General features: G+C 65.1%; 26 protein-coding genes. 15 read left to right on the top strand and 11 right to left on the bottom strand.

Annotation, left to right across the window (positions count from 1 at the left end; translation table 11 throughout):
- The first annotated feature begins 47 nt into the window (after positions 1-47).
- Both KU884_RS17760 and KU884_RS17755 read left to right on the top strand, forming a co-directional pair.
- Positions 48-1,157, top strand: coding sequence for a glycosyltransferase (locus tag KU884_RS17760; protein WP_167783866.1), 1,110 nt, complete (start codon positions 48-50; stop codon positions 1,155-1,157).
- A gap of 50 nt (positions 1,158-1,207) precedes the next feature.
- Complete coding sequence (locus tag KU884_RS17755) at positions 1,208-1,828, top strand: hypothetical protein (RefSeq protein ID WP_167783865.1); 621 nt, start codon at positions 1,208-1,210, stop codon at positions 1,826-1,828.
- A 13-nt stretch (positions 1,829-1,841) separates the two neighbouring features.
- Here KU884_RS17755 and KU884_RS17750 read toward each other — a convergent pair whose 3' ends face one another.
- Complete coding sequence (locus KU884_RS17750) at positions 1,842-2,603, bottom strand: hypothetical protein (RefSeq protein WP_167783864.1); 762 nt, start codon at positions 2,601-2,603, stop codon at positions 1,842-1,844.
- A gap of 212 nt (positions 2,604-2,815) precedes the next feature.
- On the opposite strand from KU884_RS17750, the gene KU884_RS17745 reads away from it, so the two are divergent.
- From KU884_RS17745 to KU884_RS17735, 3 genes are all read left to right on the top strand, one after another.
- Complete coding sequence (locus KU884_RS17745) at positions 2,816-3,499, top strand: sulfotransferase family protein (protein WP_167783863.1); 684 nt, start codon at positions 2,816-2,818, stop codon at positions 3,497-3,499.
- A gap of 84 nt (positions 3,500-3,583) precedes the next feature.
- Positions 3,584-4,489, top strand: a complete 906-nt coding sequence (locus tag KU884_RS17740; RefSeq protein WP_167783862.1) for a polysaccharide pyruvyl transferase family protein — start codon at positions 3,584-3,586, stop codon at positions 4,487-4,489.
- A 21-nt stretch (positions 4,490-4,510) separates the two neighbouring features.
- On the top strand, positions 4,511-5,179 hold the full coding sequence (locus KU884_RS17735; protein ID WP_167783861.1) for a sulfotransferase family 2 domain-containing protein: 669 nt from the start codon (positions 4,511-4,513) through the stop codon (positions 5,177-5,179).
- Between the two features lie 906 nt (positions 5,180-6,085).
- On the opposite strand, the gene KU884_RS17730 is transcribed toward KU884_RS17735, so the two are convergent.
- From KU884_RS17730 to KU884_RS17710, 5 genes are read right to left on the bottom strand one after another with little or no spacing between them, the layout of a single operon-like run.
- Positions 6,086-6,910 carry a hypothetical protein gene (locus KU884_RS17730; protein ID WP_167783860.1) on the bottom strand — a complete coding sequence of 275 codons (825 nt, stop codon included), beginning with the start codon at positions 6,908-6,910 and terminating at the stop codon, positions 6,086-6,088.
- Positions 6,907-7,734: a hypothetical protein gene (locus KU884_RS17725; protein ID WP_167783859.1), complete on the bottom strand. Its 828-nt coding sequence runs from the start codon at positions 7,732-7,734 to the stop codon at positions 6,907-6,909. Before KU884_RS17725 ends, KU884_RS17730 begins: the two co-directional genes overlap by 4 nt.
- A complete protein-coding gene (locus tag KU884_RS17720) occupies positions 7,731-8,657 on the bottom strand; it encodes a hypothetical protein (protein ID WP_167783858.1) in 927 nt (308 codons plus the stop codon). Before KU884_RS17720 ends, KU884_RS17725 begins: the two co-directional genes overlap by 4 nt.
- Position 8,658: 1 nt before the next feature.
- Complete coding sequence (locus KU884_RS17715; protein WP_167783857.1) at positions 8,659-10,020, bottom strand: O-antigen ligase; 1,362 nt, start codon at positions 10,018-10,020, stop codon at positions 8,659-8,661.
- Positions 10,013-10,948, bottom strand: a complete 936-nt coding sequence (locus tag KU884_RS17710) for a lipid A biosynthesis acyltransferase (RefSeq protein WP_167783856.1) — start codon at positions 10,946-10,948, stop codon at positions 10,013-10,015. Before KU884_RS17710 ends, KU884_RS17715 begins: the two co-directional genes overlap by 8 nt.
- Positions 10,949-11,044: 96 nt before the next feature.
- Between KU884_RS17710 and hldE the strand changes: the two genes are divergently transcribed.
- Positions 11,045-12,481: a bifunctional D-glycero-beta-D-manno-heptose-7-phosphate kinase/D-glycero-beta-D-manno-heptose 1-phosphate adenylyltransferase HldE gene (gene hldE / locus KU884_RS17705; protein ID WP_167783855.1), complete on the top strand. Its 1,437-nt coding sequence runs from the start codon at positions 11,045-11,047 to the stop codon at positions 12,479-12,481.
- 207 nt (positions 12,482-12,688) lie between these two features.
- Here hldE and KU884_RS17700 read toward each other — a convergent pair whose 3' ends face one another.
- The gene (locus tag KU884_RS17700) at positions 12,689-13,399 is read right to left on the bottom strand and encodes a 3-deoxy-D-manno-octulosonic acid kinase (RefSeq protein WP_167783854.1); all 711 of its coding nucleotides are present in this window, start codon (positions 13,397-13,399) and stop codon (positions 12,689-12,691) included.
- Between KU884_RS17700 and KU884_RS17695 the strand changes: the two genes are divergently transcribed.
- Positions 13,373-14,500: a glycosyltransferase family 9 protein gene (locus KU884_RS17695; protein WP_254432110.1), complete on the top strand. Its 1,128-nt coding sequence runs from the start codon at positions 13,373-13,375 to the stop codon at positions 14,498-14,500. The two genes, KU884_RS17700 and KU884_RS17695, sit on opposite strands and share 27 nt — an antisense overlap.
- On the top strand, positions 14,500-15,768 hold the full coding sequence (gene waaA, locus KU884_RS17690; protein ID WP_167783853.1) for a lipid IV(A) 3-deoxy-D-manno-octulosonic acid transferase: 1,269 nt from the start codon (positions 14,500-14,502) through the stop codon (positions 15,766-15,768). The genes KU884_RS17695 and waaA overlap by 1 nt, the downstream gene beginning before the upstream one ends.
- Positions 15,769-15,825: 57 nt before the next feature.
- On the opposite strand, the gene KU884_RS17685 is transcribed toward waaA, so the two are convergent.
- Entirely contained in the window at positions 15,826-17,028 is a 1,203-nt protein-coding gene (locus tag KU884_RS17685; protein ID WP_167783852.1) for a UbiH/UbiF/VisC/COQ6 family ubiquinone biosynthesis hydroxylase, read from the bottom strand.
- Positions 17,029-17,092: 64 nt separating this feature from the next.
- Positions 17,093-17,755: a protein-L-isoaspartate O-methyltransferase gene (locus KU884_RS17680; RefSeq protein WP_167783851.1), complete on the bottom strand. Its 663-nt coding sequence runs from the start codon at positions 17,753-17,755 to the stop codon at positions 17,093-17,095.
- A gap of 273 nt (positions 17,756-18,028) precedes the next feature.
- On the opposite strand from KU884_RS17680, the gene KU884_RS17675 reads away from it, so the two are divergent.
- The 7 genes from KU884_RS17675 (at position 18,029) to KU884_RS17645 (ending at position 23,552) form a co-directional block, all read left to right on the top strand.
- Positions 18,029-18,235, top strand: a complete 207-nt coding sequence (locus tag KU884_RS17675) for a hypothetical protein (RefSeq protein WP_167783850.1) — start codon at positions 18,029-18,031, stop codon at positions 18,233-18,235.
- Positions 18,236-18,271: 36 nt separating this feature from the next.
- Entirely contained in the window at positions 18,272-20,158 is a 1,887-nt protein-coding gene (locus tag KU884_RS17670) for a phospholipase effector Tle1 domain-containing protein (protein WP_167783849.1), read from the top strand.
- The gene (locus KU884_RS17665) at positions 20,155-20,802 is read left to right on the top strand and encodes a DUF2931 family protein (RefSeq protein ID WP_167783848.1); all 648 of its coding nucleotides are present in this window, start codon (positions 20,155-20,157) and stop codon (positions 20,800-20,802) included. The genes KU884_RS17670 and KU884_RS17665 overlap by 4 nt, the downstream gene beginning before the upstream one ends.
- A gap of 315 nt (positions 20,803-21,117) precedes the next feature.
- On the top strand, positions 21,118-21,840 hold the full coding sequence (locus KU884_RS17660; RefSeq protein WP_167783847.1) for a MotA/TolQ/ExbB proton channel family protein: 723 nt from the start codon (positions 21,118-21,120) through the stop codon (positions 21,838-21,840).
- Positions 21,830-22,228, top strand: a complete 399-nt coding sequence (locus tag KU884_RS17655) for a biopolymer transporter ExbD (protein WP_167783846.1) — start codon at positions 21,830-21,832, stop codon at positions 22,226-22,228. The genes KU884_RS17660 and KU884_RS17655 overlap by 11 nt, the downstream gene beginning before the upstream one ends.
- A gap of 2 nt (positions 22,229-22,230) precedes the next feature.
- Complete coding sequence (locus KU884_RS17650) at positions 22,231-22,638, top strand: biopolymer transporter ExbD (RefSeq protein ID WP_167783845.1); 408 nt, start codon at positions 22,231-22,233, stop codon at positions 22,636-22,638.
- Positions 22,638-23,552: an energy transducer TonB gene (locus tag KU884_RS17645; protein WP_167783844.1), complete on the top strand. Its 915-nt coding sequence runs from the start codon at positions 22,638-22,640 to the stop codon at positions 23,550-23,552. Before KU884_RS17650 ends, KU884_RS17645 begins: the two co-directional genes overlap by 1 nt.
- 2 nt (positions 23,553-23,554) lie before the next feature.
- Here the strand turns inward: KU884_RS17645 and KU884_RS17640 are convergent, their stop codons facing one another.
- Positions 23,555-24,910 (bottom strand): DegQ family serine endoprotease, encoded by a 1,356-nt coding sequence (locus KU884_RS17640; protein ID WP_167783843.1) that lies wholly within the window; start codon positions 24,908-24,910, stop codon positions 23,555-23,557.
- Positions 24,907-25,413, bottom strand: a complete 507-nt coding sequence (locus tag KU884_RS17635; RefSeq protein ID WP_167783842.1) for an Hsp20/alpha crystallin family protein — start codon at positions 25,411-25,413, stop codon at positions 24,907-24,909. The genes KU884_RS17640 and KU884_RS17635 overlap by 4 nt, the downstream gene beginning before the upstream one ends.

Here is a 25,413-nt window from a genome sequence, read left to right as displayed (position 1 = left end):
TGGGCGACCCCGCTGGTAGCGCGAAGGGCTCAGAGAATAGCACACCCATGAAGATCGCGTTTTTCCTTTCCCAGTACGGGCAGGGGGGTGTCGAGCGCATGCTGATCAACACCGCCCGCGGTCTCGCCGAGCGTGGTCACGAGGTGGACTACCTGTGTCCGGCGGATGGCGCCTTCCTGGATGGTCTGCCTGAATCCATTCGCCGTCGACCGCTGCCCATGGGTTCCCGGGCCCGGCGCCGTGCGCTTGCAACGTACATGGCGGATGAACAGTGCGATTTCGTCATCGTCGGCAAGGATGACGATGCGGCGTCGGCGCTTGCGGCGAGGCGCCGCAGCCGCTCCAACGTGCGCGTGATCGTACGGCCGGGAACCACCATCTCGCGCCGTCTCGCCGAACGAAGCAAGTGGAAGCGCTGGCGAACCTATCGCGCGCTGCGGCGGATCTATGCTGCTGCGGACGGTATCGTCGCCAACTCCACCGGGGTCCGGGACGACATTGCCGATATCACCGGGGTGCCCGCTGCGAAGATCTTCCTCGTGCGCAACCCCGTGATCACGCCGGATTTTCATGGTGCAGCCACGGGCGAACCGCCTCATTCATGGCTGATGCCCGGCGAGCCGCCAGTGTTGCTGGGTGCCGGGGGACTACGGCGGCAGAAGGATTTCGCGACCCTGGTTGATGCCTTCGCCCGCGTCAGGAGCGATCGCGAGGTTCGGTTGATCATCCTCGGCACGGGGCATCTCGAGGGTGCACTCGGCGCGCAGGCGCGGTCCATGGGTGTCGTGGATGACGTGGCCTTGCCGGGCTTCGTGGAAAACCCTTACCCGTGGATGAAGCATGCCAGCCTGTTCGTCCTCTCGTCGCTTTGGGAAGGCTCGCCCAATGTGCTCACGGAGGCGTTGGCGCTTGGCACGCCGGTGGTGTCCACTGATTGCCCCAGTGGGCCGCAGGAGATCCTTCAAGGGGGGCGGTACGGGTGCCTCACGCCACCCGGAGACGCTCAGGCCATGGCCGAGGCCATTCGGCATACCCTGGACGCACCGCTGCCGGCAGCCACGCTGCAGGAGGCAACGGCCGAGTACACCATGGAGCGAAACGCCGCCGGTTACGAAGCCATACTCACCGAGATTCACGCCCGCGTTCGGAGTGGGTAGACTGCGCCACCGGCGAACAGGCGCCGGCGTAAGTCGTGGAGCATCACTACGTGCGTGAGTACCCCCAGGTCGAAATTCCCCCTCGCTGTGTCGAGACTGTCTTCTCCCGGCGGACCCGCTCGGCCAAGGCGCTGTTTGCCTGGAACGGGCTCGGGCTGCACCCGATGCTGCGCCGTGGTGGCTGGGATCGCAGGGTCTTCCCTGTGCCCGAGCATCCCACCTACCGCTTGATGGCGACGCTGTACCGGAACGGTTTCGACGCCGATTCCTGCTACGAGCCGCTCGTGCAGTACTACATCGAGCGCGGGCGTGATGAACCAGCAGCGCGTGCCCACGCTGACCGGCGCATCGACTACTACATGAGCAACTACGGCGGCCTGTGTCGCAATCTGCAGGAGCAGGGATATCGGGCCGAGGTTAGTGATAACCAGATCGGGGTGGCCGTCGACCGCCATGGGCGGTTCGTCAAGGCCTGGGAAGGCCACCACCGCTTCGCGCTGGCGCATTTCCTGAACCTGGATGGAGTGGTGGCCGACGTGCGCTGGGTGCATCTGCACTGGTACCGGCGTTTCCAGAACGGCGGTGGGTTCTCCCGGGATGCGCTCGAACAGGCGGCCAACGCGGCAGCCCAGCAGGCCGTCGCTCCCCTCAAGGAAGGGCAGCCCGCCTGAGCCCGGTGCGCGACTACTTGGGCCAGGGACCGTCGCCGAAGTGGCGGTTCGCCCGCATCATCCGCCCGAGCGGGGAGTTGTACTCGTAGGCACGCTCCACCAGGGTGCGGAAAATCGCGTGCAGCGCCACATCGTCGCGAGCGATGCGGTCCATGCGCTCAATCAGATTGCGCAGCATGTCTCCATTGTGGAACCGGAACCCCTCGATACCGTCCCAGAAATCCTCCGGATCCGGCTCCGGCGCGTTCGCCAGCGCGTCCTTGCCTGGGATGCCGTGGAGCGTGGCGTTCTCCGTCTCGGCCATCTTCAGGGCATTGAAGTACGCGGTGAGCATGCCGGCGATGGCTCGTTGTTGTGGAGTGCCGTAATCGGCGAACGTATCCACAGCCGAGAGCAGCCAGCGTGAGTTAAGCGCCTGTACGAGATGATCGGACTGCGCCTGCCACAGATGCAGGAACTCATCAATGGTATCCACCGGGTCGAGCCCCCGGCGGGCCTTCACGCACAGCCGCGCATGGTGCAGCGCCAGCTCGGAGCGGCCGGTGAACTCCGGGCGGAGGGAGTCGATGTGGGTTTCAAGATCCTTGTGGCGCGCCCGCTGGGGCTCGGTGCTCGCCGGAGCGACCACCTCATCGCGCATGCGTGTGTGCTCGCGCGCCCACTGCGCCTCGCGCTCACCGTCGGCAATGCGTCCGACCGTGCGGGCAATGACACGGGAAAGGCGACTCCGCAGCAACGTGCGGCCCCGGCTGGTCAGAATGTCGGGCCGTTTCACGGGCGGCGCTCCAGGAACGCGTCCACGATCGGGTCGGGACAGTGGCGCAACCATGCCCCGCTAGTGAAATCATTGCAAGGTGCCGGTACCATCGACGCCACTGAATTGCCGCGCTTCGGCAGGAACGACGAGAGCCCATGCGACTGCTCAAAAACTGGCGCCTCCGCCGCACCCCTTTTCACAGGACGTACCCATCCAGGTCGGATTTCGTCATGGACCATGTCGACCGCCGCATGGCCGTGGACCGTGAGCGCGGCTTCATCTACTTCCGCATCCCCAAGGCCGCGAATTCGACGATCTGTTACCGGCTCGCCCGGCAGAAAGACCCCGCAATCGATAACGCCGATGACGCCAAGCGTTCGTTTATGCGTGGCAGCGACCTGACCGGGGACGAGGTGGCGCACCTGGAAGAGCACTACTTCCTGTTTACTTTTGTCAGGGATCCGTACGCGCGGATAGCGTCGGCATACTTGGACAAAGTCGCTAGGCTGAAGGGGCGACAGTCGGCAGTGTTAGCTGGATACCAGAAGCGGTTGTCAGAACCAATGACTTTTCTGGAATTCTGCAGGTATCTCGATGAGAACGGACTGTATGCGGACCCCCACTGGTTTCCTCAGGTTGCATTTGTTCCCTTACCGGTACATCAGCTTGATTTTGTTGGGCGTGTCGAGCGTTTCGAGAGTGACTATGGTGCGCTCGCGGAAAGTATTCATGACGGGGCGGCCGATACCCTGTCGGACACGTGGGATCCACACAGAACCCAGGCCCAAGATCAGTTGACGAACGTATATTGCCCGGAAAGTCTGGATATCGTGCGGCGCCTGTACGCGGTGGATTTCGAGACCTTCCGGTATGGCGACACTCCCTCTTGGTCCGCCGTAGGCAGGGACTCCTAGAAAAGATCATCGCGTATGGGATTGCCAACTAAGGTAGCGCTGTTCAACGACACGTCCTCATCGGGGCATTTCGGGTGTGATGCGGTGATCAAGACAATCGAGGATTCCGTTACCCGACGTGGTGGCGAGATTGTCTATCGTCACCCGGTGGGTCGGGGCTGGGAAGAAGACGCGGACGCGCTAGCGGCGATCAAAGCCGCCGATGTCGTGCTTGTGAACGGCGAGGGAAGTATCCATCACTCTTCCGAGCGGGCAGCCAGTCTGGCCAGGATTGGTCCATACTGCCGCAAGCACGGAATTCCGGGCTTCCTCGTGAACTGCACGGTACAGTCCAACTCCGAGCGAATCATGCGGGATATCGGGGATTTTTCCGGTGTCTGGGCTCGAGAATCGTACTCCGTAAAGGAGATGGCGCTTTTCGGAATAGAGGCGTCTCTCTGCCCTGATTTCTCTCTTTATCAGTCGATGCCGCACTGGAGTCCCGAAAGGAAAAATCCAGTTTTTGTCGATTCTGTTAACAAGAGAGATAATCAAAAAGTAGAGGCTTGGGCTGCAAAGGCGAGCGGCATATTCGTTACCATGAAGAAGGGGGGTGGCGGGTGTGCGCGTTATTATCCGCGCCGAAGTTTTTTGCGGAGGTTTTTTTCTCGAGTACCAACAGCGGGAGCCGGCCTCTGTTCCATCGCGGATTTTTCTTCCTTTGGCTCATTCCTCGCGAGTGCTCCGTATGTGGTGACAGGCCGTTTCCATGCTTTCTGTTTCTGCCTTAGGGCAGGGGTTCCCGTTTTCGTCATTTCGTCGAATACCTGGAAGTCGGAAGCCCTATTATTCGATGTGGGTATTAATCGTGAGCGCCTTGTTACAACAGCTCCGTCGACAGAGTCTCCCGGTTACTCGGATCAGGAGTTGCGGCGGATCAACGAATACCTAGCAACCGCTGAAGCGTCCATCGACGACCTGTTCGATGTGACAATGAGCGTCACCCAATGAGGCCGCAAGAGCGCATATCCCATGGTTGTGAATGATAGGTATTGTTTCGTGTTCGTTCATGTTCCCAAGGTGGCGGGCACGAGCATTGCCAATGCCCTAAAGCGGTTGCCTGGCAACAGGAAGGATCTCAAGCGGTCCGGCACCAAACACGAGACCGCGGGGGAGTTTGGTCGTTACTGGAGAAAGCGCGCGTCCCTGTTTCGACGCAACGTCCGTTCTCTGGAATCCTTTACCCTGTTTGGCTTTGTCAGAGACCCATGGGATCGGATGGCGTCAAGTTACTACTATCTCGTTGACAAGCGGCGTTCCCGTCGCGATATTCCGCAACTGGGGACATTCCAGGATTACGTCGAGCGAGCGTACGACGGCGACACTTGGCTGGCAGGCCTTGCGCTCATGAAGCCACAGATTGATTTCTTCGCGGGGGGCGAACAGGTCTACGGCGCCGCGCTTGTCGGCAGGTACGAGTGCTTTCAGGGCCACCTGGAGCGGGTGTCGCAGCTGCTCGGGGTTTCTGTTGAGCTGGAGCACACGAACCGTTCGAAGAACACCGAGAGCGATTACCGTAACCTCTACAGTGAGCGGCATGTGGAGATGGTGGCGACCCTCTTCCATAAGGACCTAAAGATTTTTGGGTATTCTTTCGAGTCGATACAACCGGTTCGGTCGAGTCTCGACCGGCTGTGGTAGGGATCAGGCGTGAGCGTGACTGCTGTCTGAAACGGGTGACACGATGTGTATCAACTCCGTCTCTGTTGTCAATGTGCGGTAGCGATTCGACAACAGTCGCAGCAATCTCTCATCAGCATAGAGATGAGCTTTCATTTTTTGTCCCTTGACGAACTCCGTGTTCAGGTACTTGTGACGGTCCATAAGGCCTATACCACTGATGACGTATTCGGCTGCGGTGCCCCGAAGTTCATAGGCCGCAGCGATAAACCATTGATTAGGCGGGGCGTAGGGTGAGAGTTGGCACGACAGCGCCTTTCAAGGCTGGAGTAAAAGCCCGTAAGCCGCCGTTTTTCGGTTTTACCGGTGACTTCGCCTAATGGTTCCAGTAACGGGGCCGAGTGTCCAGGAGCGCAAGAGTTGGCACAACAGGCCTTCTCGGGAATTACGAACGTAACCAACTGATTTGCCCATGCCAAGGGGCCGTTCACAACGGAAAATCCGGGCCAACCTGATGAACTTGGGGTGCCGATTTCGGTGATGGCGAAAATTAGGGAGAAGATCCCGGTGGATGCCCGGAGCGAGCACGCGACCCACGTCTTCCGGCGCATCCACTGCCACCGAGCTTCGGGAGACCGCGATCATGCGTACCTCGTGTCCGAGTTCGAGAAAGCGGAGAATCTCGATATCTTCAATCGCTTCAGGGGCGTCTTGTCAGTAAATGCTGAGTAGGCGCGCAGAGCATCCGGAGGGCCGGCGTAGATGCAGACTTGCTTCGATGTCGCAGTAAACGTCTTTTCCTTTCCATGGCCTCCGAGTCGCGCACGACGAGATCACGATCGAAATTCCAGTCGTTGTGATAGCCGCCGTCCTGAAGCGTGCAGTCAACGAGGTTGATGGAGTGGGCGCTCAATGCCTGTCACCCTTTCAGTTCCGGTCGTTGAGTTCCAGTCGCTGTCTGATTGCGGCAGGAAGCTCTAACGCTTGCTCGCCCTTGAGGAGTCCGAGTGCTCGACCGATACGCAGCCACCTCACCGCCCCTGACGACGTCCGGGCAAGGTGTCCGGTGCCTCTGTGGCCACGGTTGCTGATCCAGCGATTGTAGGCAAGGCAGAATGCCTTGCCGCGTTGTCCCACGCCTTCGTTGTACGAGATCTCAGGGAACCCTGGTTCTGTCGGTACGCCGCAGAATAGCGAAAGATCGCGCCCGAGGTCCGTTGGCCGGTGGCGGATGTCCTCCACGTGAAACGTGAAGGGCCGTCTACCCAGGCAGTGCGCGATCACGTCCAGCCGTGGTTCCAGTCGCAGTTCCTCAAGAGGCAGGGTTGCCGGTCGACCCTCGACGACACCGAAGAACTCGTCGATGTCATCCACGCCCCCGTACTTCAGGTAATGCTTGTAGATGGAAAGCGCCCACGCCTCCGGGTAGCGCAGAGACAGGATCGGGCGCACGTCGAAGCGCCCCCGAATTCGCTCGGCGAGCGTCTCGAGGTTCCGTCGGCAGAGCGCCAGCCAGGATTCGCCCTGGAGATAAGAACGGGTCAGGCTGCCGGTGAGCCCCTCGCTGGATAGCAGGAACGTGTCTCCGGGCAGCTGGTCCAGCGCGTCCCAGGGGTTTGCGAATGGTCGCGGCGCCGGTTTCCCCACGTAGGTAACGCCGGACCACCGTGGCCAGACCGCGCGCTGCAGGTAGGTCGTGCCGGTCTTGTGCAGCCCGAGATGCAGGATCAGCTTTTTCTTCGGCGTGTTCATGGCCGCTTGTCCCTGCCCTGTGAGCAAAGCGCATCCTCCGGGATCTGCTCAAGCAGAATTCGAGCCCCTTCTGAAGACTCCCTGTGCGAAGGGACGTCGATGACAGTGACGCCTCGTGATGCAGCGTCAGCCGCCACGCGCTCCTGCAATTCTGCCCAGCGGGCCAGTGTGCTGAACTGCTGATCAGGGGGCATGCTCGACAGGGGGTAGGGTGTCTGTCGCGGCCGCGCAGTGAGCCTGCGGGCAGCCTCTGTCGGATCCAGCCGGAGTACCGCAAGCGCTGCCGGCAGGGGGGCCAACTTCAGATAGGTCTCCAGCCCCAAGGTCGGTTCTGCGCCGTAGCCGAATAGGGAAAGGGCTTTCTGCAGAAACCCTTCTGGAGCGACCACGTGGTTCGCGTCTCCCTGTTCTTCGCGGATAAGCTGGAACCGCAGACAATGCTTGAACCAGAGTTTGCCGGCCTTGTCCTGCCTGGCGGGGTCCGCCGCGTGCAAGGACATGGCCTGGAGCGCGGCATGGGCCAGTTCCGGGTGAAGGATGCAGAAGCGGTTGTATGCGCCGATCTCGTACTTGGACACCGGGTAGACGGAGCGCAGGAATGCGGCTCCGGCGGCGAAGGTCAGCAGTGTCCTAAAGCGCGCGTGCGATCGGCGCAATCTCTGGCGCATGGCGCGGCGCCCGGCCGCGCGGACGGTGTCCAGAGCCAGGCCGGATTGTCGCGCGCTGGCTATGAAGTGCCCGGCGAGCGTGCTTTTGCCGCTTCCGGGCAATCCCAGAAACTCAATACCGAACCCGGACGTGGCAGGGGATGTCCGGGTCGTCATACGGGGTATCCGAGTTCAGCCAGTGGCAACTCCAGCAACTCCGCCAGCGTTCGATTGGAATCCCGGTACCGGGTGTTGATCTGTTCGAGCTGCTGCGGAGTCAGGAGTTTGTGCGGCGGCAGGTTGCTGCCGGCAAGGCGCGTGCGGTTCAGGGCGCGCAGCAGCTTGCCCTGCTTGCGGTAGAGGCCCGGGACGTTGATCCAGTAGCGCTTGTAGGCGACATCCCGGTACGTGAATCGGTTTAGCATCTTTGCCAGCCGGAAGGCCGTGGAACGATACGGGGCGTTCACCGTCTCGTAACGTACAGCGCTCCAGTTCACCTCCAGTCCCTGCTCCTCGGCAAAGCGCTGCGCGAATCCCTCTCCGTCCGTGACGAACTGTTCAAATGGGTATACACGTACCTGGTGTGCGCCGAACACATCGCGGTAGTGGCGGATCAGCGGCAGGTAGTCGAAGTGGTCGAACGTGAAATGGGGCGCCTTGGCCGGACGGAAGCCGGAGTTGTGCCAGTAGCGCGGCGCGTTCAGGTAGCGTTCGGCGTTGTAAGTCCCGCCTTCGCGCACGTACTGCTTGTATGCCGAAGCGATCATGGAGACCTGATTGCGGATGAATATCACCACGGTTGCTTCCGGCAGTACGGAGTGAATCCGGTACGCCATGTCTTTGCTCAGGCAACCTGCAAGACCTCCGGTGTGGATGTTACCGCTGAGTTCCTCCTCGCATAGTATGGAGGGAACCCCGTCGTCCAAACCCAGAATGTCTGCGGCCCGGGAGGGATCGAACTTGAACGCGCCAACATCCAGCAACGCGTCGCGGACCACGGGGCGCCTGATATAGGTGTGGCTGCTGGCGTGCGGGTAGAAGTGGCGCTGAAACCAATTTGTCCCCGTCTTGTGGTAGCCGATGTGGACGATGGCGCTCATGTCAATCGGTCTCGGGCTCGGTTGCACGTCTTTGTTCGGACAATCGTGTCTGCAGATACAGGCCGTACGCCATCCCGGTGAACAGGATGAAGAACGCAGCCCCGTATGCGCTGTGCATGCGTACCTGAAACAGACTGGTGACCGCGAAGAATATCCCCCACGTTATGATGAACCAGCCGACACCTGCTCTGCTGCCTGATTCGCGGATCAGCGAAGCCGCCGCTCGCCCGAATACGGAGCCGTAAGCGGCGAGCCCCAGGGCGGCAAAGGGCAGGCCAATGAAAACCGCAAGATGCAGATAGAGGTTGTGATAGTGGTCCCTGCCGTCGCGAAGTTTCCCGTCTTCCACGGCGTTATCGAAGTGGGAGGTGACCGATCCGCTGCCCCAGCCGACCAAGGGGCGTTCCCGGATTTCGTTGATGGCGACTGCCCAGATCTTGAAGCGGGCGTTGTGACCGGCGTCCCGGCCTGCCATCAGGGATTCCGTATCACCTTCAGCGATCGCTGCGATGCTGGGCAGCTCACGTTCGATTCTCGGCCGGATGTCGTCCGCGTAGTAGGTACCAAGGACTGCGATGACTGTTGCAGCGACGACGGCCCCCACGGCAAAAGGCACCGCGCCACGCCCCTGCCGCAGAACCATGAAACCGCCGGCTGCGGTGACGAGGCTGAGTGCGACGACCAGGCCGACCCAGGTTGAACGTGATCCGGACTGCAGCCATAACCAGAGGCCACTGAGCACCAGCAGGAAGGCGAGAAGTCCGAGCGTGGCAGGGAGGACAGGCTTGCGCCGATGATGCCAATAGTGAAGCGAGGCCGCGCCGGCGACCAATAACCCCACAAGGAAGATCGTGCCGCCGAACAGCCCGACTTCATTCGGGCTACGGAGATAGTGCATCCGCCGCATGCTGAAGAGGTTCCAGCCGTGCTCCAGGAATGCTTCCACGGTGACAATTGCAAGGCCGGCGACAAAGAGGCCGCAAAGCAGTCGCGGTGATACGCGACAGGCGTAAATCGCCCAGCCCGCCAGCACGGTGCCCAAAGACACCGTACGGACCACATGCTGAAGATCATCGCCTGAGAACGCCGGTCGATCCTGGGCGAGACCGATCGTCACTCCCTGGATGAGCACATACAGCGTAAGGAGCAAGAGCGCTTTCGAGGCCCATCCCGCATGCCAAAGAACCGTGATTTCCCGCCAGCTCGACAGTGCGAACAGGAGCAGCAGTCCGTAGCCAAGACTGATTGCCGCCGTTGAAGGGCCGATACCCAGCGCCAGCAGCGACAGCCCCAGGATCCCGATCCATCGACGGATGCCCGGAACAGCTGGAGTCGTTGTTTGAGAGGGCGGACTATTAGTCATACAACGTTGTGCCTCGTGACTCTTGCCGCTTGAACCGCCGGTGCATCCACAGGTACTGCTCAGGGTAGCGGCGCACCGCCTGCTCGACGATCCGGTTCATCCGCGTTGCATCCTCGATGTCGTCCCCTGAAGGAAACCCCTCCAGGGCCGGCTGAAACTCGATCAGGTAGCTGCCGTCGGCCTGTCGGAAGAAGAACAGCGGCACGACGGTGGCCTTGCTCATCTTCGCCAGCCGGCTCAGCGCGGTGATGGTTGCGGCCGGCACGCCGAAGAACGGCGCGAACACGCTGTGCTTGCGGCCGTAGTCCTGGTCGCCGGCGTACCAGACCGGCAATCCCTTTTTCAGGGTGCGTAACAAGCCGCGCATGTCGTCCTTGGACACGGCATCGGTGACGTTGCGGCGCCGGGCGTTCAGCATGGCCCGGTCCATGACCTTCTTCTTGTTCATGGGCTTGTACATGGCCACCATCGGCAGGTCATCCGGGAGGCGCCGGGCGCACAGTTCCACGCTGAGGAAATGCCCGGAGAGGGCGATCACCGGAGAACCGGATTCCAGTGCCTGCCGGATGTGCTCCTCCCCGCGGATTTCCACCGGGATGCGCTCCACCTGTGGTCCGCCGAACCAGGCCAGGGCCGTTTCCACCACCGAGCGGCCGGTGGCGCGGAAGTTCTCCCGCACCAGCGCCTCCCGCTCCATCGCGCTTTTCTCCGGGAAGCACAGCTCCAGATTGCGCCGGGCGATGGCGCGTCGCTCCCGGGCCAGATAATAGCCCAGACCGCCGAGGGCGCCGCCCACGACGAACCCCGCCTGGTACGGCAGCCTTGCCAGCAGCCACAGGGCCGTGACCGTGACCGTCTGCGACCAGTTGTGCGGGTGCGCGGGGTGTTCGGGGTAATGCTGGCGCTTCTTGCGCTTGCGTTTCGCCACACGGGCTCCGATTCGATCCGGGAAGATACAAGGATCGCCCAGCGAGGCGTCCGTTTCTGTAAAATGCTGCGTATTTTCCACGGCTGGAACCTGCGGATGCAACTCACATTACCGGATTTCTCCCAGGCGCGCGTTCTGGTGGCCGGGGACCTGATGCTGGACCGCTACTGGTACGGGCAGACCAGCCGTATCTCGCCGGAGGCGCCGGTGCCGGTGGTGCACGTGGGCGGTACCGAGGAGCGCCCGGGCGGGGCGGCGAACGTGGCCCTGAACGTCGCGGCGCTGCAGGGGCATGCCCGGGTGCTGGGGCTCACCGGGGATGACACCGCCGCGGATACGCTGGAGCAGTCGCTCCAGGCGCAGGGCGTGGGGTGTCTGCTCCAACGCGTCGCTGGGCACCCGACGATCTGCAAGCTGCGTGTGCTGAGCCGTCGCCAGCAGCTGCTGCGTATGGATTTCGAAGAGCCCTTTGCGGTCGGTGATCGGGCCGGCCTGGTCGCGCCGTTCCAGGCCGCCCTGAGTGACGCCTCGGTGGTCATTCTCTCGGATTACGCCAAGGGGGCGCTTACCGAGGCCTCCGTCATGATCGATGCGGCCCGTTCCGCCGGCTGCAGGGTGCTTGTGGACCCGAAGGGCACGGACTTCTCGCGGTACCGGGGTGCGGATCTGGTCACCCCGAACCTGGCTGAGTTCGAGGCGGTGGCGGGGTCGTGTCCGGATAACGCCACCCTGGAGGAGCGTGCGCTGGCCCTGCTGCAGGAGCTCGACTTCGGCGCGTTGCTGGTGACCCGCGGTGAGCACGGCATGAGCCTGGTCGCCGCGGATGCGGAGGCGCTCCACCTGCCCGCCCATGCCCGCGAGGTCTACGACGTGACGGGCGCCGGCGATACGGTGATCTCCGTGCTCGGCGCCGCCCTGGCGGCGGGGGCGGAGCTTCCGGTGGCCACGGCGCTGGCGAACATCGCCGCCGGCCTTGTGGTGGCCAAGGTGGGCACGGCCACGGTGACGCAGGCCGAGCTGCGCCACGCCCTGCACGGCCTGCGCGAGGCCGATCAGGGGCCGGTCACCGACGAGCGCCTGCGGGAACTGCTGGAAGGCGCCCGCGCCCGGGGCGAGCGCATCGTGTTTACCAACGGCTGTTTCGATCTGCTGCACGCCGGTCACGTGGCCTATCTGCAGCAGGCCCGGGAACTGGGGGATCGACTGATCGTTGCCGTGAACGATGATGATTCCGTTGCCCGCCTGAAAGGTCCGCAGCGCCCGGTGACGCCGCTGCAGCAGCGCATGGAGGTGCTGGCGGCGCTGGCCGCCGTGGATTATGTGGTGCCGTTTGGCGAGGACACGCCGGAGCGGCTGATCCGGGACATCGTACCGGATGTGCTGGTGAAGGGCGGGGATTACGATCCGGACAGCATTATCGGTGCGGACGTGGTGCGCGCCCATGGCGGCGAGGTGGTGGTGCTGGATTTCGTCGACGGGGTGTCGACCACCGGGATCGTGGCGCGGATCCGGAGCGGGGTGGATCCGGCGTAGGCGTGGGTGGGTCGCGGCTTGCGCCGCTCCTACACGCGGGGGGGTGCACGAGGGCCGTAGCGGCGCGTAGGGTGCATCTTGATGCACCGCAAACGGCGTTCGATGAACCACCTCGGGCGGCATCTCGGTACGAGAAGGTGCATCAAGATGCACCCTACGTGTCTGAAGGTCCGCCCTACGGTTGGCTGGGTGCACCGTGCGTCACCGCTATTCGCCCCGATACCCCGCCAGCAATTCCTCCCAGCCATTGTCAGCCGCCGCGTCCAGTGCCGGATCCTTGGCCAGCGAGCGCCGTAGCCGGTCCAGGTTTTCCTGCTGCCAGCGCGGATCGGGCCGCCTCAGCCGGCCCTGGTCCCAGTCGATGATCCAGGGGGTGTCGCGGCTGTCGAGCAGGATGTTGCGGACGTTGAGATCGGCGTGGCAGGCGCCTGCTTCATGGCACTGACGGATGGCAATGCCCACGCGTTGCCATGCTTCCGTGGCGACGGTGCCGCTGCGGAGTCGGTCATCCAGTGGCTCGGACTCCGGGATCGCAGCGGTGACGAGATCGGCACGGTAGACGGGGCCTCGACGTTGCGCCCGGGCCGCGACGGGGGCCGGCACCGGCAGGCCGAGTGTCCGCAGTCGGGCCAGCAGGCGATACTCCCGGAACGCCCGCGTGCGCTCGCGCCCCGTCCAGACATAGACATCCCTGGAGAAACGCGCGACGATGCCTCCCCGCCAGTAGTGGCGCAGCACCAGGGGCTCGCCTGCCCAAGTGAAGAACCAGGCGCTGCTGCGACCCGCGCTGGTGCCGGCAACCAGGCCTTCGGCCGCGAGTGCGTCCGCGTCGAACAGCCAGGTCGGCAGGGGATCCACGAACCGTGGGTCGTGAATGGAATGATCCGAGCCATGGCGTTGCACAACCTGATGGTTCATAACCCGTCGGTACCCGTTGCTGAACCCCCTGAGCGGCTGTGCCTGTTCCGCCTCTCCGCCATTGGTGACTGCTGCCACCTGGTGCCGGTGATTCGGACCCTCCAGGCCGTGTGGCCGCAGACGCGGCTGACCTGGATCATCGGCCGCACCGAGGCGGCCCTGCTTGGTGATCTCGACGGCGTGGAGTGTATCACCTTCGACAAGCGTGCCGGCCGCCGGGCGTTGCGGGCCCAGCTCGGCGGCTGCCGGTTCGACGCCCTCCTGCTCATGCAGGTGGCCCTGCGCGCCGGCTGGGCGTCCACCGCCGTGCGCGCGCCGCTGCGGGTGGGGTTCGATCGCGCCCGCAGCAAGGACCTCCACGGCCTGTTCGTGAACCGCCGCATCGCTGCACGCCCGCAGGCCCACGTCATGGAGGGTTTCTTTGACTTCATCCAGGCCCTGGGCGTGACCGAGCGCCACCTGCGCTGGGATGTGCCGATCCCCGATGCTGCCCGTGTCCGCGCGCAGGAGTTGATCCCCGACGACCAGCCCACGCTGCTCATCAGCCCCTGCAGCAGCCAGCGCTTCAACAATTTCCGCAACTGGCCGGCGGACCGCTACGCCACCGTGGCTGCCGAGGCGGTGCGCCGTCACGGGATGCGGGTGATCCTCACCGGTGGCCCCAGCGACGAGGAGCGCGCTTACGCCGAGGCGATCACGGCTCGTGCCGGGGTGCCGGTCACCGACTGTATTGGCCGCACGTCACTGAAGGAGCTCTTTGCCCTGCTGGAACGCGCCACGGTGCTGGTCTCGCCGGACTCCGGGCCCGCGCACATGGCCGTGGCCGCCGGGACGCCGGTGATCGGCCTCTACGCCACCTCCAACCCGGACCGCACCGGGCCGTATCTGGGCCGCGAATGGGTGGTGAACCGCTACCCGGACGCCGTGCGCGCGGAGCTGGGCCGGGACGTCAGCGACATTTCCTGGGGCCGGCGGGTCCGCAAGGCGGATGCCATGGCCCTGATCCAGGTCAATGACGTCCTCGAGCGCCTGGCTACACTGCTGCAGACACCAGCCGGACAGCGGCTGCTGCCCCCAGAGCGGAGTCGGCCGGAGGCCTGATGCGACACCTCTACAGCGTGCTGTGGTATCTGGTTACGCCAGGACTTCTGGCCTATCTCGCCTGGCGTGCCCGGCGCGAACCACCATACCGCGAGCAGTGGCCCCAGCGCTTCGGCCTGCGGGCACCGCGCGTGCCAAAGGGAGCGATCTGGCTGCACGCGGCCTCCATGGGGGAAGTCCAGGCCTCGGCGGTATTCATACGGGAGCTCCGTGCCGCGTACCCCGATGTCCCCCTGGTGGTGAGCACCATGACGCCCACCGGTGCCGCCCACGTGCAGCGCCTGTTCGGGGAAGGCGTCCACCACGCCTACCTGCCGTTCGATTACCCGCACGCCGTGGCGCTGTTCCTGCGCGCCGTGCAGCCGCGCATGGCGGTGATCGTGGAAATGGAACTGTGGCCGAACCTGTTCGCCGCCATCCGTCGCCGCGGAATTCCCTTGTTGCTGGTCAACGCCCGCCTGTCCGCCGCCAGCGCCCGTGGCTACAGCCGCCTGCGCCGGCTCATGGCCGGCGTGCTGCAATGCCCCGATGCCATTGCCGCCCAGAGCCGCGAACACGCCCGGCGACTGATCCACCTGGGTGCGCCGGCGGAGCGCATGTCGGTGACTGGCAGCCTCAAGTTCGACGTCACGGTGCCTGCCAGTGCCCGGGAGCAGGGGGAGGCGCTGCGGGCGACGCTGGGCCCTGAGCGGCCGGTGTGGATCGCGGCCAGCACCCGGGAGGGCGAGGAGGAGCAGGTGCTGGATGCCTTCGAGGAAGTCCGCCGCAGCATCCCCGACGCGTTGCTGCTGCTCGTCCCACGCCATCCGGATCGCTTCTCGCGGGTCGGCAGCCTCTGCCGGGAGCGCGGCTACGTATACGTTACCCGCAGTGGCGGCGACGCCTGTACCCCGGATACCCACATTCTACTTGGCGACACCATGGGCGAAATGCCGGTGTTCTACGCTGCCGCGGATGTTGCCTTCGTGGGCGGCAGCCTGGTGCCTCTGGGTGGCCAGAACGTGCTGGAGCCGGCCGCCCTGGCGTTGCCGGTGGTGGTGGGCCCGCACACCTTCAATTTCGAGCAGATCGTGCAGCAGCTGGTCACCCGCGGTGGCGCCTATCAGGTGGCGGATCACCATCATCTGGCGGATGCCGTCATCGAGCTTCTGGAGCGCCCCGAGCGTCGCGCGGAGATGGGGCGCCGGGCCCATGCGCTCATTGAGGCCAATCGCGGCGCGACCCAGGAGGTGCTGGCGCTGGTGCAAGAGTTCCTGCCTGCAGGGTGAGCGACGGGCCGATGCCCGCGGGTGGTCGCCGGCGGCAGGTTGCCTGCCGGCGACGGATTACCCGCGGCCGTCACTCCACAGCGGCAATCCCATGGCGTGGCGCATGACCTGGCGGCGACCCACTGGCACCTTGTCCGCCAGCCTGAGTACTCCGCTGGCCAGCCGCGTCAACGGACCGGGTTCGCGGGTGAACAGGCGATGGAAGCTGTCCGTCGCCACCATCATCGCCAGTACCCTGGGACGGTGGCGATGCTCGTACTCGGCCAGCACCGTTCCCGTGCCCGGGTCGCGCCCGCGGGTACGTGCGCCCAGGAGCGTGCCGGCCAGCGTCTCCACGCCCTGCAGGCCCAGGTTCAGCCCCTGGCCCACCAGCGGGTGGATGGCGTGGGCGGCATCACCCACCAGCGCCAGGCGGCTGGCCGTGTAGCTTGCGGCGTGCTGCCGACGTATCGGGAAGCTGGCGCGGCCGAGTATCGCCGTGATGCCGCCCAGGTCCTCCGGGAAGGCGTCAACAATCTCACCCGCCAGGGTCTCGTCATCCAGGGTTTCCAGCAGCGCCACCGTGTCCGGGTCGTTGTACCAGACCAGTGACGCCCGGTGACCGGGCAGCGGCAGAAAGGCCTGGGGGCCGGTGGGGGTGAACCGCTGCCAGGTAACGTCCTGCCGGGGCAGTTCCGTGGCGACGTTGGTGACCAGCGCGCGCAGACCGTAATCCGTGCCCGTGGTGTCGATGCCGGCGAGCTGGCGCACCGTCGAGCCGGCCCCGTCGGCGCCGATGATCAGGCGGGCACTCAGGCGGCTGCCATCGTCCAGGGTCAGGGTCGCTCCACCGGAGCCCGTGGCGATGGCGTCGGGGCGGGCGGGGGTGATCCACCGAACGCTCTGCAGTTCCGCCAGCGCCTCGTGCAACCCCGCCAGGATGACCTGGTTCTCGATGAACCAGCCGAACCAGTCGTGGCCGGTTTCCCGGGCATCGAAGCGCGTTTCGGCGCCACTCATGTCCCTGGCCAGTACACCGCGGAAGGGGCATACCCGGCGGCGGGTCATGCCGTCCCAGGCGCCGGCGCGCTGGAACAGCTCCGCGGAGGCGAGGTTCACGGAGGAGACGCGCAGGTCCGGTGGTGCATTGGTGGGATCGTCGTCGGACGGGGGGTGTTCCTCCACCAGGGCGACATCCACCCCTTCGCGGCCCAGCAGGCAGGCGAGGCTGGCCCCGACCATGCCGCCGCCGACAATGATGACCTCTGCCTCGTCGTTCATGGCTGCCTCCCGCTGTGCTCGGGGTGGCCTGGCGGCCGCTTCCGGGCGTTGTCCCGGGAACGCCTTAGAAATCGAACCGGCGGGTCCGGGGTGCGTTCACCAGGGGTGGCAGCCAGGTGTCGAACAGGCTTTCGGTGGACCATTGATCGCCACCCACGCGGGTGATCAGCAGGCCTTCCATGATGGGCGCTTCGCCCACAATCAGCAGCAGTCGCCCGCCCACGGTCAGCGAGTGATGGAAGCCCTGGTGCAGCTCCGGTAGCCCGCCGGTGACCACGATGGCGTCGTAGCGCTTGCCATCGTCCCAGCCCCGGGCCGCGTCGCCCTGCTTGAGAGTGACGTTGCGGATGGCCTCGCGCTTGAGCCGCTCGGCGGCGGTATCGAGGAAATCCTGGTGGATGTCGACGCTGGTCACGTGGGCGCACAGGCGTGCCAGGCATGCGGTGAAATAGCCGCTGCCGGTGCCGACCTCCAGCGCCTGCTCGGACTCGTCGAGCTCGGCGGCCTGGGCCATGCGGCCTTCCTGTTTCGGTGACAGCATTACCTCGCCGTGGCCGATGGGCAAGTTCATGTCCGAAAAGGCGAGATTGCGCAGGTGGTCGGGCACGAAACGCTCCCGTGGCGTCTCCTCGAGCACCTGCAGCACACGGGGGTCGAGGACCTCCCAGGGGCGGATCTGCTGCTCCACCATGTTGAAGCGCGCCTGTTCCACATTCATGTCGCTCATCCCACACTCCGTCTGCTGATCCCGGGCAACGCAATACTACTCATTATCTTCGGTACTTTGCCAGGTTCCGTTGCTGCGTGATCATGCCCTTGGCATTCACCGGGCTCGCCCAGTGATGTGGCGGCGACCCGTTGATCACGAGGTGTAACCCTCATGGGGCCAATGCATTGACAGGCGCCGGCGCCCCGAACAGAATTCCGCGACTACGGCCTTGCCGTTTCCCAGACCACCATGCATAGGGAGTATGCATGCCCCGGCACACGGAGGTTGCCCATGTCGCTCGCCGACGCGCGCTCGAGCCAGACCACTCTGCTGCACCGCATCCAGACGCATCTCGGTGACGATGTCCTGATCGCCGAGGGGTTCCAGGGCGCGGAGACGCTCTCCGGGGGTTTCAGCTACACCCTCACCGCGTTCTCCGAGACCCGTCACGATAGCCGGCTTGCCGTGGCGACCGGTCAGACCGATCTCAACAGTTAGGCAAGTCACCGGCAGTTGCACAGGGAGATGTGATCCATGGCAGGCAAAGGGACCGGACGCCCCGCTGGGCGTGCCCTGAAGGACATCGCCGGCGGCCACAACGGCTATCCCGACACCCCGCTGATGACGGGCAGCCCCAATGTGACCGTCAACGGCCAGCCGGCGGCGCGGGTCACCGACGAGGCCGTGCCCCACACCAAGTCCGGTGCCAGCACCCACAACCGCTTTGTGGCCGAAGGCTCGAAGGCGGTGCGGATCAACGGCCTGCCGGCGGCCCGCATGGGTGACGCCATCCACTGCGGCGGGACCATCATCAGTGGCTCGGGGAACGTGCGCATTGGTGACAATACTCGGGTCGAGAACCAGCCCGCGCCCGGTGAGAGCGAGGCGCTCATGGCGCGCATCTTCCAGACCCCCATGAAGGGGTTCGACCTGCACGCCAGGCAGCGTCTTGCCGCCGAGGTGGCCTTCGAGTTCCGTGGCGAGGCGGGGTGGTTCGAATCCTGGAAAGCGTTCTACAAGAAGGAGCTGCGCTCGAAGCACCCGCCCACGCCCGACACCGCCGAGGTACCGGAAGCACTCCGGGCAGCACAACAGGACGCTATGCCCGTGGAGGAGGAAGAAGAGGAGGAGATCGTCAAGGAGACGCTCTACATCGGCGTGTTCTGTGACGGCACCTGGCAGCACCGGGACGTGGACCGCAACCGGACGGACCGCGATGTCTCCAATGTCGTGAAGCTGTGGGACCTTTACGACGACAGGCCAGATAACCAGGAGGCCGTCTACGTCCCGGGAGTCGGCATAGAGCCCGGAGAACTCGATGACAACGGCGAGATCGAAGCGGATACCGACGCCCCCGGTGGCGCAATGGGGATCGGGGGCACCGGCGCACGTGCGCGTGTTGATGATGCGATGCAGGACATTCGGCGCCGTCTGGATCCGGACCAGCACGAGCGCGTGGTGTTCGACGTGTTCGGCTTCAGTCGGGGTGCCGCGATAGCCCGCCACCTGGTGAACGTGCTGGGCACGGGTGCGCCCACCGACTGGCACCCGGACCGCTGGCCCCACGAGATCCCCATGGAGGTGCGCTTCGTGGGCCTGTTCGATACCGTGGCCAGTCTCTACTGGCCGGCCAACGGGCGTCATGGCGCGTTCAATCTCAACCTGGGTGCGGGCAGCGCCGAGCGGGTGGTGCATTTCACCGCCCACCACGAGATCCGCCGCTTTTTCCCGCTGACGCGCATCGCGGATGCCCACGGCAACCTGCCGGACAATTGCACCGAGATCGCAGTGCCCGGCGTGCACGCCAACGTGGGTGGTGGCTACGAGAACCCGGTGGAGGACAGTGACAATATCGAGCATGTCCCCGTCCTCGTCGCCCGGCATCCGGTGGCCCCGTGGGAGCGAGACCGCAGGCAGATCATTCAACATCGGGCGGAGCGCGAGGGGCACACCCTCTACGCCTTGGGTTCGGAACTGATCGAGGTGCGAACGGAGCAGCGTCATACCCATAAGGCGCTCTCAATCTATTACCTACACCGGATGTATGACGAGGCGCAGGCTGCTGGTGTGCCTTTACGGGCGCTTGATCCCACCGAGCCCGGCTATCGGCTGCCGCAGCACTTCCAGTGGGCCCTGGAGGTCTGGCAGAACGCCGGCGAGCCACTGGATGAAGCGCGGGAGCGGTGGTTGCTGGGGCACTACATCCATACCTCGCACCGCTTTGGTGACGTAGTGAATGCCCCGGCGCCGGAGTTCGAACGCACCGAGCACTTCAACCGCCCGGAGCTGGCCGGCCGAATGCCCGGGAAGCGTGCACCAGATCCCCGCGTATTGCGTGACCATCCCGAGCGCTTCAGCGAGGAGGAGAAGGCGTTGATCCGCGAGCAGGATGCGATGCTGCGGCGGGAGTCGTTGAAGTGAGCCTGGCCGAGTGGCGTGGCCGGCTTGGGCCGGGGCACGTGGTTCTTCTGCTGATGCTGGCGGTGGGGCTTGTGTGGCTCGGCTGGTGGGGGTGGGGGAAGTACCAGGAGCCAAGGACCTACCCGTATTCAATTGCCATCAGCGGCGGACCGGATGGCTGGCCGGTGTGGGTCGAGGACCAGATCTTCTGGGGCGCGTTTAGCATCTCCGGGGGATCGGTCAGTGATCGCTCCTGGGACGAGCCGCCTGACGGTGGGAAGACAGCCGTTCTGGGCGACGTGCCCATTCCCGATCGGCTGACAGCACGCTGGTTCTCGTTTCGCGAGCAGACGTTCTACGAACTCGACATCGAGTTGCCGGAGGATCTGGAGGAGCGTGTGCTGCAGTGGTACCGGGACTACCCGCGTAGTCAGCACTACCAGCATATGCTGCTTGCGGGGTACTCCGGAGACGGTCGTGCCCGGTTGTGGTGGGAGGTATGGTGCGGAGGCCCGTTCTGTGACGAGGACGAGCCGCTCTACTTTCCCATCGTCCGCGAAGCCCAGGCCGAGGAGGCCGACGGGGATCCGGGGCGGTATACGAAAAGGACCGCCGAACTCCGCGAGGAAGGCGCGATTCCAGCCGATGTGGAAGTTCTGGAGTAACGCATTCCTCGGTGCGTCTTGCAGCCCGGTCAGCCGGCTATCCAGGATGGATGACGGCAGCGCCTTGTTGCTGGCCCCGGGGCACCGGAGCCACGGATAATCCGCGACCATCCCGAGCGCTTCAGCGAGGAGGAGAAGGCGTTGATCCGGGAGCAGGATGCGATGCTCAGAAATGAACTCTTCACCGGTGAACAGTATGATGCCGCCCGTGCGATTGAGGCGGGAGAGACGTAGGAGCTGCCCCGTTGCAAATGATTCGCAATTAGATTAGCATCAGATCCCCCTGCGTTACATTATTACGGAGTTGAACGCGTCATGGTCGACGCCGGGTCACTTGCCGATTTTGCCGGCCGTCTGGAGGCCTTCCTGGACCTGGGTGGGCCGGTGGTGGTGCTGCTGATGCTCATGTCGGTGGTCGCCATCGCCATCGCCCTGCTCAAGCTCTGGCAGTTCCACTCACTCCGGCTCGGGCGGCAGGGTTTTGTTTCCGGGTGCCTGGAATCCCTCCGCCAGGGTGATGACGACGCAGCGCTCAAGCGTCTGGCCACCGAGCGCAATCCCATTGCCCGGGTCATGGAAGTGGCCGTGCGCGGTCGCCGTGACCCGGACATGCCCCAGGAGCTGGTGCGCGAGGAAGTGTCCCGCGTTGCCACCGGCTATCTGGATTCCCTGCGCAGCTACCTGCGCGGTCTGGAAGTCGTGGGCTCGCTGGCCCCTCTGCTCGGGCTGCTGGGCACGGTGCTGGGCATGATCGATGCCTTTCGCCAGCTCGAGGGTGCCGGCAGTCAGGTGGATCCCGCGCTGCTGTCCGGTGGCATCTGGGAGGCCCTGCTGACCACCGCCGTGGGTCTCGCCGTGGCCATCCCCGCCGTGATCCTGCTCAACTGGCTGGAAGGGCGGGTGGAGCGGTTCCGCCACCGGATGGAAGATGCCGTGACCCGGGTGTTCACCCAGAGGCCGGTGGCCATGCACAGTGAATCTGCACAGCAGGGAGAAGTGACCCGGCTGGAGGGCCGCCGCAGCGCCGATGCAACTTGAAAGCACCTCGCCCCGCCGCCGCCGGCTGGTCTCGCTGACACCGCTGATCGACGTGGTGTTCATCCTGCTGGTGTTCTTCATGCTGGCATCCACCTTCACCCAATGGCGCGCCATGGAACTGGCCGTGCCCGCCGAGGCGACCGCGCCGGATCCGGATCGACCGGCGCCGCTGGTTGTCAGCGTGGTGGCTGACGGTTTGCGGCTGGATAACGAACCCCTGAGCCTGGACGCCCTGGTGGAGCGTGTTGGCGCCGCCGTGGACGCCGAACCGGAACGGGGCATCATCGTGCGGCCCGGAGACGACGTCCGCCTGCAGCGGGTGGTGACGGTGATGGAGCGGCTCAACGCAGCGGGGGGCACCCGTATCAGCCTGCAGCGGGAGGAGTGACCATGCGCCTTCCGCAACCCAGACGCCGACAGGTGGGCGAACCGGTCATCCCCCTGATCAACATTGTCTTCCTGCTGCTCATCTTCTTCATGCTCGCCGGCACCTTCACCACGCCGGAGCCTTTTGCGGTGGATCCGCCGGAGGCGCGCAGCGGTGCCGCCGCCGACGACGATGAAGGCATCGTGCTGCTCGGCGCCGATGGCGCGCTGGCTTTCGAGGGCGAGGAACTGGCGGGGCTGGACGAACTGGAGAGTACGGTGGCGCGTCGCCTGGAGGGCGCGCCGGAGCTGGAGCTGCGGCTCAAGGCCGATGGTGATGCCGCATCGCGTCGACTGCTGGACGTTATGGATCGCCTCCGCGACGCCGGCGCGGAGCGCCTGCTGCTGCTCACGACGGAGGCGCCGGAGTAATGGGGCGTTTGCGCTGGCATCACTGGCTGCTCGCGTTGCTTGTCGCTGGTCTCCTGCACCTGGCGGTGCTCGGCCTGTATCGTCAGGCGAGCCCGGAACCGGAGGAGGAGCAGCCCGCCGGTATCGAAGTCACCCTGACCCCGACGGCCGGCGAGCCGGACGGTGCCGAGGAGCCCGAACCAGAGCCCGAGCCGGAGCCGGAACCGGAGCCGGAACCGGAGCCGGAACCGGAGCCGGAACCAGAGCCGGAACCAGAGCCGGAACCAGAGCCGGAACCAGAGCCGGAACCAGAGCCGGAACCAGAGCCGGAACCAGAGCCGGAACCAGAGCCGGAACCAGAGCCGGAACCGGAGCCGGAACCAGAGCCGGAACCAGAGCCGGAACCAGAGCCGGAACCAGAGCCGGAACCAGAGCCGGAACCAGAGCCGGAACCAGAGCCGGAACCAGAGCCGGAACCAGAGCCGGAACCAGAGCCGGAACCAGAACCGGAACCAGAACCGGAACCAGAACCGGAACCAGAACCGGAACCGGAACCAGAACCGGAGGACGAGGCTCCGGAAGGGCACGAGGACGCCGAACTCGAGGACGACGAGACCGAGACCGAGGCGGCGATCCAGGGCGACCCCGATGCCATCGCCTCTTACGGCGACGAACTGCGTGCGTATCTGGACCGACGCAAGAACTACCCGCGCCAGGCGCAGATGCGGCGCCAGGAGGGTGAGGTGCTGGTGCGCTTTACCGTCACCCGTGACGGCGAAGTCCTCGACTACGAGATCCTCGAATCATCCGGCTACAGCCTGCTGGACGATGAAGTGGAGGATCTGCTGCGCCGGGCTTCGCCGCTGCCCGGGGTTCCTGATGACCTGCCGGACGACAGCTACGAATTCGAGCTGCCGGTCCGGTTCAGCCGCTGACGCTACCGCAGCACCAGGAACAGGGCGCCGCTGCCGCGCTGGATGTGCAGCAGCAGCTCGCCGGCACCGCGGACCCGGTCGCGGAATTCCTCCAGCGTGCCCACGGACTGCCGGTTCACCGACAGGATGATGTCGTCGTCCCGTAGTCCGGCCCGCTGGGCGGGGCTGCCCGGTTCCACGTTGCGCACCACCACCCGTTGCACACTGTCGGCGCGTACGCGCTGCTGTACATCGCCGAAAGTGGCCCCTTCCAGGCGGGTGTGGATGCGACCCCCGTCCAGCGTGGTCAGGGCTGGCTCCTGGATCGGCACGGCGAGTTCCATCACTTCGCCTTCGCGGCTAACCCGCAGGGTGACTGTTTCACCCACCCGCAGCAGCCCGATGGCGTTGCGCAGATCACTGACCTGGCGAATACCGCGGCCGTTGACCGCCAGCACGATATCCCCGGTCTCGATGCCGGCCTGATCCGCTGGTGAACCGCTTTCCACCCGGGTAATCACCACGCCGGAGCGCTCGCGCAGGTCGAAGGCCTCGGCCAGGTCCGGGGTGAGATCCTGGGCGCTGACGCCCAGCTGACCGCGCTGGATCTCGCCGTGCTCGATCAGTTGCTCCATCACCGAGCGCGCCATGTTGGTGGGGATGGCAAAGCCGATGCCCACGTTGCCCCCGGCAGGGCTGAGGATGGCGGTGTTGACCCCCACCAGTTCACCGCGCAGGTTCACCAGCGCACCGCCGGAATTGCCGGGGTTGATGGAGGCGTCCGTCTGAATGAAATCCTGGTAGCTGGTCAGCCGCAAACCGGACCGCCCCAGGGCGCTGACGATGCCCGACGTCACCGTCTGCCCCAGGCCGAAGGGGTTGCCGATGGCGACCACGAAATCCCCTACCCGCAGTTGATCCGAATCGGCCAGGGGCAGCGCCTGCAGATCGCGGGCCTCCACCTGGATCACCGCCACGTCGGTCTCGGAGTCACTGCCCACCACTGTGGCGGGCAGTTCACGCCCGTCGGCGAGGGTGACCGTGATGCGGTCCGCGCGCCGTATGACGTGGTGGTTGGTGAGGATGTAGCCCGCCTCGGCATCCACGATGACGCCGGAGCCCAGGCTCTGGGTCCGGCGCTCCCGGGGCCGTTCCGGCAGGTCGAAGAAGCGGCGGAAGAACGGGTCCTGGAGTAGCGGGTTCTCCGCCACCAGGGCGCGCCCGGTGGTGGCGATGTTCACCACCGCCGGCGTGGTGCGCTCCAGCATGGGCGCCAGGGAGGGCAGGGGTTCGCCCTCCACTTCGGCGGGGAGTTGTGCCGCGGCAGTGGTGGCGTAGATCAGCAGCAGAGCGGCGGTAACCCGCCGCAGCGCCTTCATTGCCCGCTCCTGACGGCGATTCGCCGCCGCCGTGTATTCTCCGTGCGCGGCAGCCTCACCACCAGCACGCCGTCGTGATAGCTGGCCTCCGCGTGGCTGTCGTCCACCGGCGAAGGCAGCGGCACGTTGCGCTGGAAGGCGCCGTAGGCACGCTCCATGAGATGGAAGCGGCCGTTGTCGATCTGCCGGTTCACGCGCTTCTCACCCCGGATGATGAGCGTCTGCTCGTGAACGGAGAGGTCGAAGTCATCCGCCTGCATGCCGGGTGCCTCCAGGCGGACCTCCACCGCCTGGTCGTCCTCCAGCACCTCGGCGGCCATCAGGCCCCAGGCCGCGCCCCTGCGGGCATGCGCTTCTTCGCGGGTTTGCACCTCGCCCTCCCGGCGCAGTGGATAGAACCGGGTCAGCGCCGCGCCGGCGCGCTCCCGCAGGTCACGCCAACCCTCGGTGACCTGATCCCAGGCGTGTTCCAGTCCCTGCCTCAGTTCTTCGAATGTCCTCAT

It is taken from the genome of Aquisalimonas sp. 2447, from assembly GCF_012044895.1.
Classification (GTDB): Bacteria; Pseudomonadota; Gammaproteobacteria; order Nitrococcales; family Aquisalimonadaceae; genus Aquisalimonas.
Note: the sequence above shows the minus strand (reverse complement) of the source record. Positions and strands in the feature narration are given on the sequence as shown.

Excerpts from the sequence above, each read along its gene's own strand:
- KU884_RS17760 (WP_167783866.1), top strand. The coding sequence starts at position 48 with ATGAAGATCGCGTTTTTCCTTTCCCAGTACGGGCAGGGGGGTGTCGAG.
- KU884_RS17745 (WP_167783863.1), top strand. The coding sequence starts at position 2,816 with ATGGACCATGTCGACCGCCGCATGGCCGTGGACCGTGAGCGCGGCTTC.
- KU884_RS17735 (WP_167783861.1), top strand. The coding sequence starts at position 4,511 with ATGGTTGTGAATGATAGGTATTGTTTCGTGTTCGTTCATGTTCCCAAG.
- KU884_RS17730 (WP_167783860.1), bottom strand. The coding sequence starts at position 6,910 with ATGAACACGCCGAAGAAAAAGCTGATCCTGCATCTCGGGCTGCACAAG.
- KU884_RS17725 (WP_167783859.1), bottom strand. The coding sequence starts at position 7,734 with ATGACGACCCGGACATCCCCTGCCACGTCCGGGTTCGGTATTGAGTTT.
- KU884_RS17720 (WP_167783858.1), bottom strand. The coding sequence starts at position 8,657 with ATGAGCGCCATCGTCCACATCGGCTACCACAAGACGGGGACAAATTGG.
- KU884_RS17715 (WP_167783857.1), bottom strand. The coding sequence starts at position 10,020 with ATGACTAATAGTCCGCCCTCTCAAACAACGACTCCAGCTGTTCCGGGC.
- hldE (WP_167783855.1), top strand. The coding sequence starts at position 11,045 with ATGCAACTCACATTACCGGATTTCTCCCAGGCGCGCGTTCTGGTGGCC.
- KU884_RS17695 (WP_254432110.1), top strand. The coding sequence starts at position 13,373 with ATGGCGTTGCACAACCTGATGGTTCATAACCCGTCGGTACCCGTTGCT.
- KU884_RS17700 (WP_167783854.1), bottom strand. The coding sequence starts at position 13,399 with ATGAACCATCAGGTTGTGCAACGCCATGGCTCGGATCATTCCATTCAC.
- waaA (WP_167783853.1), top strand. The coding sequence starts at position 14,500 with ATGCGACACCTCTACAGCGTGCTGTGGTATCTGGTTACGCCAGGACTT.
- KU884_RS17685 (WP_167783852.1), bottom strand. The coding sequence starts at position 17,028 with ATGAACGACGAGGCAGAGGTCATCATTGTCGGCGGCGGCATGGTCGGG.
- KU884_RS17680 (WP_167783851.1), bottom strand. The coding sequence starts at position 17,755 with ATGAGCGACATGAATGTGGAACAGGCGCGCTTCAACATGGTGGAGCAG.
- KU884_RS17675 (WP_167783850.1), top strand. The coding sequence starts at position 18,029 with ATGTCGCTCGCCGACGCGCGCTCGAGCCAGACCACTCTGCTGCACCGC.
- KU884_RS17670 (WP_167783849.1), top strand. The coding sequence starts at position 18,272 with ATGGCAGGCAAAGGGACCGGACGCCCCGCTGGGCGTGCCCTGAAGGAC.
- KU884_RS17660 (WP_167783847.1), top strand. The coding sequence starts at position 21,118 with ATGGTCGACGCCGGGTCACTTGCCGATTTTGCCGGCCGTCTGGAGGCC.
- KU884_RS17655 (WP_167783846.1), top strand. The coding sequence starts at position 21,830 with ATGCAACTTGAAAGCACCTCGCCCCGCCGCCGCCGGCTGGTCTCGCTG.
- KU884_RS17650 (WP_167783845.1), top strand. The coding sequence starts at position 22,231 with ATGCGCCTTCCGCAACCCAGACGCCGACAGGTGGGCGAACCGGTCATC.
- KU884_RS17645 (WP_167783844.1), top strand. The coding sequence starts at position 22,638 with ATGGGGCGTTTGCGCTGGCATCACTGGCTGCTCGCGTTGCTTGTCGCT.
- KU884_RS17640 (WP_167783843.1), bottom strand. The coding sequence starts at position 24,910 with ATGAAGGCGCTGCGGCGGGTTACCGCCGCTCTGCTGCTGATCTACGCC.
- KU884_RS17635 (WP_167783842.1), bottom strand. The coding sequence starts at position 25,413 with ATGAGGACATTCGAAGAACTGAGGCAGGGACTGGAACACGCCTGGGAT.